Annotated in this window: 6 protein-coding genes and 1 tRNA gene; 3 read left to right on the top strand and 4 right to left on the bottom strand. The window is 69.4% G+C overall.

Annotated elements, in window-relative coordinates:
* A partial coding sequence (locus ACY45C_RS19360) for an AfsR/SARP family transcriptional regulator (protein WP_462188989.1) occupies positions 1 to 2659 on the top strand: 2659 nt, incomplete at its 5' end.
* Between the two features lie 64 nt (positions 2660 to 2723).
* On the opposite strand, the gene ACY45C_RS19355 is transcribed toward ACY45C_RS19360, so the two are convergent.
* Entirely contained in the window at positions 2724 to 4043 is a 1320-nt protein-coding gene (locus ACY45C_RS19355) for an MFS transporter (RefSeq protein WP_462188988.1), read from the bottom strand.
* 428 nt (positions 4044 to 4471) lie between these two features.
* Here ACY45C_RS19355 and ACY45C_RS19350 point away from each other — a divergent pair, with 428 nt between their 5' ends.
* Positions 4472 to 4666 (top strand): hypothetical protein, encoded by a 195-nt coding sequence (locus tag ACY45C_RS19350; protein WP_462188987.1) that lies wholly within the window; start codon positions 4472 to 4474, stop codon positions 4664 to 4666.
* A gap of 122 nt (positions 4667 to 4788) precedes the next feature.
* Positions 4789 to 4861, top strand: a tRNA-Arg gene (locus tag ACY45C_RS19345).
* 94 nt (positions 4862 to 4955) lie between these two features.
* Here ACY45C_RS19345 and ACY45C_RS19340 read toward each other — a convergent pair.
* The 3 genes from ACY45C_RS19340 to ACY45C_RS19330 form a co-directional block, all read right to left on the bottom strand.
* The gene (locus tag ACY45C_RS19340; RefSeq protein ID WP_462188986.1) at positions 4956 to 5309 is read right to left on the bottom strand and encodes a DUF5615 family PIN-like protein; all 354 of its coding nucleotides are present in this window, start codon (positions 5307 to 5309) and stop codon (positions 4956 to 4958) included.
* Positions 5306 to 5545 carry a DUF433 domain-containing protein gene (locus tag ACY45C_RS19335; protein ID WP_011434851.1) on the bottom strand — a complete coding sequence of 80 codons (240 nt, stop codon included), beginning with the start codon at positions 5543 to 5545 and terminating at the stop codon, positions 5306 to 5308. The genes ACY45C_RS19340 and ACY45C_RS19335 overlap by 4 nt, the downstream gene beginning before the upstream one ends.
* 199 nt (positions 5546 to 5744) lie before the next feature.
* The coding region (locus ACY45C_RS19330) for a hypothetical protein (protein WP_462188985.1) at positions 5745 to 5962 on the bottom strand (218 nt) is incomplete at its 5' end.

Genomic DNA, 5962 nt, shown 5'->3' with positions numbered 1-5962 from the left:
AGCCGCCGACACGGATGCCGCCCGATTTGTCGACCGCTCACTGCGCGTTCTGTCTGCCGGCCTGACCGATCTGGGACGTCTGCTTCCCCCGGTGTACGCGGCGATCCTCACCGACGACCTGCTGATCCTGCACATGGCACCCGCGGAGGAGGAGCCTCCACCGCTCCCATGGACCGTGGGCGAGGCGCCCGGGTCATGGCGGATCGAGCGGATGCCCGGTCTGCCCGGTGACCAGCCGGCCCAGATGACGGCCGGCGTGCCGGCTCCGTTCCCGGCCCTCGTCACCTTCGGCCGGGACGACGCCGGGTCACGCATTCTCGTCGACCTGGAAGGCGCTCCGGGCATCATCAGCCTGATCGGCGACCTGGACATCGCGGCGGAGGTCGCGATCGCCGTGGCGATCGAGCTGGGAACCAACGTGTGGTCGGATGATCTGCGGGTCTGTCTGGTGGGTTTTCCGGCCGACACCGGAGCCGACCTGACGACGATCGCACCCGCACGGGTCTGGACAGCAGACGACCTGAGCGCCGTCCTCGACGAACTCGCCGGACCGGAGGACGACGTCGGTCGCACCGGCACCGATCCGGCACCGGCAGACCCGCCGACCGTCACCGCGGGCGGCCGCGATCGGGTCACCGGCAATCCACGGGCGCTGGCACCCGATCTGCTCATTCTCGCGGCCCCTCCCGCAGCCGCCGACATCGCCCGGTTGACCAGGATGGCGAACGGGCGGGACGACGCCGTGGGAGTCCTCGCCGTCGGCGACACCCCGGCCGCCCGCTGGCGCTTCACGGTCGGGTCGGACCGCCGCGTGTCCCTCGGCGTTCTCGGCGTCCAGGTACGGGCGCAGGCTCTGAGCATGACCGAGTACACCTCGATCACCGCGCTGTTCCAGCGGGCCGATGCGGCGGGATCTCCCGACCGGGCCTCGGGCAGCCTGCCGGACGAGGGCCTGCCGGACGAGGGCCTGCCGGACGACGGCACCCCACCACCCCCCGCATCACAGCCGCCCGCCGGACCGATCTCCGCCGGACCCACCGCGACCGGGCCGGCAACCACCCGGCCTGACGAGCCGACAAGGCCACCCTCACAACGCGGCTCCGTGCCCGGGGCGGTGCCCTGGACGCCGAAACTCTCAGCCCTCACCCGGCCTGCGTCCCCCCAGCCGCTCTCGGCCGTCCCCACGCCGGCAGGCCCACTCCCCAGCCCCGGCTCTGCGCCACCGGAGCCACGCGGAGCGAGACCGCAGGACACGCAGGGTCGCGCCGCGGTCCTGTCCGGCACCGGATTCCCACCCACTATCTCCTCCTCCTCTGACGACGATCCGACGCGACCGCCCTCGAACGGCCGCCGGCTCCCCACCGAACCCCCGCCGCCCACACCCACGCCCAGGCCTTCCGGCCCTCCGCGAAGGACCGCATCGGCCGGTCCCGTCCTGCCAACCACCGCGGACACCGGCGACGCCCCCGAGGCCGCCGAGGCCACCGGTCTGCTGGCCCATCCGGGACGACCGCTCATCCACCCGACGGATATCCCACGGGTACCATCCGCGATCTACTTCGAGACGCCCCGGATGCGAGCGAACCGGCAGGGCCGCGTCCCGGCCGAATCGATCCAGCCCGGGACGGAGGCACCACCTGGACCCCCTGCCCCCCGCCGCCAACCACCGAGTACCGGACCGCGATCCCGCCCCGGCCGCCGGTCCCGCCTCCGAACGAACGGCTGGCGGGACCGGCGGACGCGCACCATGCACCGCCGCAGGCTGCTCGGGCGCGCTACGGCCGACGGAGATACCACCGTCCCGGATGTCGGCGTTTCACGGCCCCCGGTGGCGACGTCCGGGGCGGCGCCACAGCGTGTGCCGCTCGAGACCACGCCGCCCGCCGATCCCACCGCGCCCGCCGAGGCGCAGGTCCGGATTCTCGGGCTGCCCACCGTCGAGGGTCCCGGGCGGCCACCCGCCGAGCGCATCGACCTGTTGACCGAGGTCATCGTCTACCTCGCGCTGCACCGGGAAGGCGTAGACAGTCGGCTTCTCGCCGAGGAGATCTGGCCATCCGACACCACAGAGGAGATCGCCGACGCCGCGCTGGCCGAAGCGCGCCAGTGGCTGGGGACCGATGCCAACGGCTCGCCTCGAATCATGATCGGCCCGGATGGCCGATGGTGGCTGAGTCCGGATGTGCGCTGCGACTGGGAACTCTTCGTGGCCTACACCCACCGGGCCGGTCTGCCGGGCAGCGACGCCGAGGCGGATCTGACGACGGCCCTGCGGATGGTCAGCGGCCCCCTGTGGACGGATCTGCCTGCCGGGCGGTACCGCTGGGCGACCACCGGGCCAATCGCCCGAAGCACCTGGGCGGGCGTGGTCGACGTGGCGCATCGCCTCGCCCAACTGACGTTGGACTTCGGTGACACGATGACGGCGATGGCGGCCTGCCGCACCGGGCTACGGGCTGTGCCGACCCCCGAAGTGCTCTGGCGGGACCTGCTGCGCACGGTCGCCGCGCGGGGTGATCGCCGAACTCTGCAGGCTGTGGCAACGGAGATGTACCGAACTATCGGTGTCAGCGGGGTGCGCCGCGGCGGGCGGGCCGAGGCCGAGACGGACGCACTGGTGCAGACCCTGCTGCCCGGATTCCGTCGCGGCCGGCGGTAGTGCCCGTCTCCGCTCCCGGGGCAGCCGGCAGAGGACCCGGCCTGATGGCTGGTCGCTGGTGACGCTAGCCAACCTCGGGGATCTTGGGCACCCCGGAGATCTCCGAGGCACCGGGGTCCGCGGTGAACTCGGCAGCCGCGGCAGGAGAAGAATCGGGACCGCGCAACGCCGACGCGCGAACCATGATCGCGACGAGCAGGACAAGCACGACGACCATGGCGAGTTGCAGGCCCGCCAGCTCGGCGAGCCCACCGATGAGAGCCGGCCCGCACAACCATCCGGCATACCCGACCGTGCCGACCACGGCGATGGAGCTGCCCGTCGACGACCTGAGCCGCCCCGTCGCGGAGAACACCGCGGGCAGCACGCAGGCGGTGCCGACGCCGAGCGTTCCGAATCCGACGATTCCCCCGACCGTGCCGAACGCCGAGGAACCGAGCGCAAGCATGACCGCGAATCCCACCATCGCGGTCACGGCGAGGCCGCGGACCGTTCGGGTCGGGCCGAACCGTGCCATGGCGCGGTCCCCGAACAGGCGCACGACGAACATGCAGGAGGTGAAGGCCACAAAGCCGATACCCGCGATTCCGGCAGCCGCTCCGGCTACCTCGGTGAGGTAGACGGCGCTCCAGTCCGCCGCCACACCTTCACAGAGGAAACTACCGAAGGCGATGACGCACAGTGCGACGAACTGCCGGGCACGGCTGCCGGTGCCCGCGGGACCCGGGGGCACCGCTCTGTCGCGGTCTCCGCCCCAGCCGTCTCGCCCGTCCCCTGGCGCGACTTCCGGTGCAGCGCCGTCGGGCAGCATCCAGGCCGTGGCGGGTAGGGCGGCAGCGAGACCCAACCCGCCGAGCACCGCGAACTGCACGCCGATCGGGACACTCAGAGCGGCCGCCGCCGAACCGATCCCGGCCCCGGACAGGGCACCCGCCGTCCACGCCGCATGGGCGGAGGTCATGATCGGCCGCTGGTAGCAGCGCTCAATCCCCACGGCCTGGGTGTTCAGGGAGATGTCGAGGCAACTGCTGGTCGCCCCCCACAGGGCGAGCAGAGCGAACAGAGACCAGGGTCCCTCGATGAGCGGGACCAGAAGACCGGTGGCGCAGTAGGCGGGCAGACCTGCTCGCACCATGGTGATGCTGCCGTACCGGGTGACCGCCAGACCGATCAGCCACAATGTCAGAACCGCCCCGATCGGGGCGCCGAGCAGGGTCAGACCGAGCTGCCCGTCGCCGAGTTCGAGCCCCTCCTTGATTTGCGGTATACGCGGCGCCCAGCTCGCAAGCAGCAGAGCCAGCAGGAACAGCGAGCTCATCGTCGCCGCCCGGGCACGGAACAGTGCTTGGGCGGCGAAGGGCTGGCTCCGAGTCGCGCGGCGCACGCCGCCCGGATCCATCAGGATGATCTCCAGCCGTCGATCTTCACGATGCGCACGCCAGGAGGAGAATTACCCTGCGCCCCGGATCGTTACGCCTCATTACTCCACGCGACGATACTCGATAAGATCGGGCAGCGCTCTGGCGACAGCCAATCATGTTTTGACAAATCTAATTACGATATACAAAATCCAATTACTTTGCATAAAATCAAATTATGATCGGCGGCACCTGATGACGTCCCGATGTCACTATGGAGTCGAAATGAAATAACTTGCGCGTTGCGAACCCTCCACAGGCCTGTGACCTGCGATGATGCTCTCGATCACGTATTTGTTACTTCATTACGTCCCCTATGAGGACTGCTCGACCATGAGGACCTCTCGGCAGCGGGCGCTAACGTGCCCGCCCGATCGGGCACGATGGCGTTCCCGTGGCCGTCGCGTCGGGTACTGGCGGGGTGCGTCTGGTCATGCTCTCGGACACACACCTCCCGGTGCGGGCGCGCGAGCTGCCCGCCGAGGTCTGGTCCGCCGTCGACGCGGCGGACGGTCAGCGGTTGACCGTCCGCCGCGCGCCCCACCGGCAACTCCTCCTGCCGGCGCCGCAGCTGCCGATTCGACGATGATCCCACAGCTGTCCACACAAGAAGCACAGGATGAACTACAGACAGCTACATCCCCCTCGGAGGATCGGTGCCATCCGTCGGGTGCTGTAAGCTGGCACCGCCGGCCACCACGGCGGTACATCGCGCTCGTAGCTCAACGGACAGAGCATCTGACTACGGATCAGAAGGTTGGGGGTTCGAGTCCCTCCGAGCGCACGTCAGGTTGAGACAGGTCAGAGCCCCGCAGCCACTACTCCGGCGCGGGGCTCTGAGCTTTGCGTAGGCGATGTCCCAGCCCGGGCGGAGAGGGTCAATCGCCCTCGCGACGGATCCGGAGAAGGCCGCGGTGCGCCACTGTCACGGCCCCAGCGAGGTCGTGATGCGTGACCAGGTCCTCGACGGCCGCGATCACGGCGCGTGCCGACTGGTCGTCAAGCCGGAAGACCACGATCCCGCTGTGCGATCCCGGCGGGTAGGCACGGATGTTCCCGAAGCCGCGGTCGAGGGTGAACACGATCCGGTTCTCGGCAACCGCAGCAGCGAGCACCTCCGGATCGGAGCGGCCCGACAGGTTCTCCGCAAGCACGGTATCGGCGTCGATCCCGTGCTTGGCGAGTCGCTCGGCAAGGGAGACCGGGAGACCCTCGTCCAGCTTGACCTTCACGGCGCGGTACGAAGCGGCACGAGATCCTCCCGCGCCAGACGCGCCCCGTAGGCAGCGGCCGCACGGATCCCCGACACGGTCAGCGACGGGTACTCCGCGATGATCTCACCGTCGGACATACCGTCGGCAAGGCAGTCGAGCACGACACTCACCGGCACCCGGGTCCCCCGGATACACGCCTGCCCATGACCGACTGTCGGGTCGGCCACGACGAGCGCCAGAAGATCTTCCGCCATGCCTCCCAGTATGCTCCCGGATCTCAGCGTCGAGCGCCCATCACGTGGTCCAAGCCGTGGCACGAGTGACAGCCAAGTTGACAGCCAAGCCGCTGGACGCGGGTGGACGTCGACGGACACCGGTGGACGGAACGCTCATGGTCAGCAGGCAGGGCGGACGTTGACAGACGTCGACGGAAGATCCAAATCTAACTACGGATCAGAAGGTTGGGGGTTCGAGTCCCTCCGAGCGCACATCAAACACCCCCAACCCGATGGCCGGGTTGGGGGTGTTCTGCATGGCGCTGGTCACGCTGGTGACGAGGGCCAGGTTGTGTTCGTCGATGCCGACCGTGCATGTGACGTGGTTCACTCGTGCGTCGTAGATGATCTCGAGGCCGTAAGCGTCGAAGAGGCCCCTGAGAAACTCCTCGGGCA

This window comes from Frankia sp. CcWB2 (assembly GCF_977927585.1).
The sequence above is the reverse complement of the archived record's forward strand: the minus strand, read 5'-3'. Positions and strand labels throughout refer to the sequence as shown.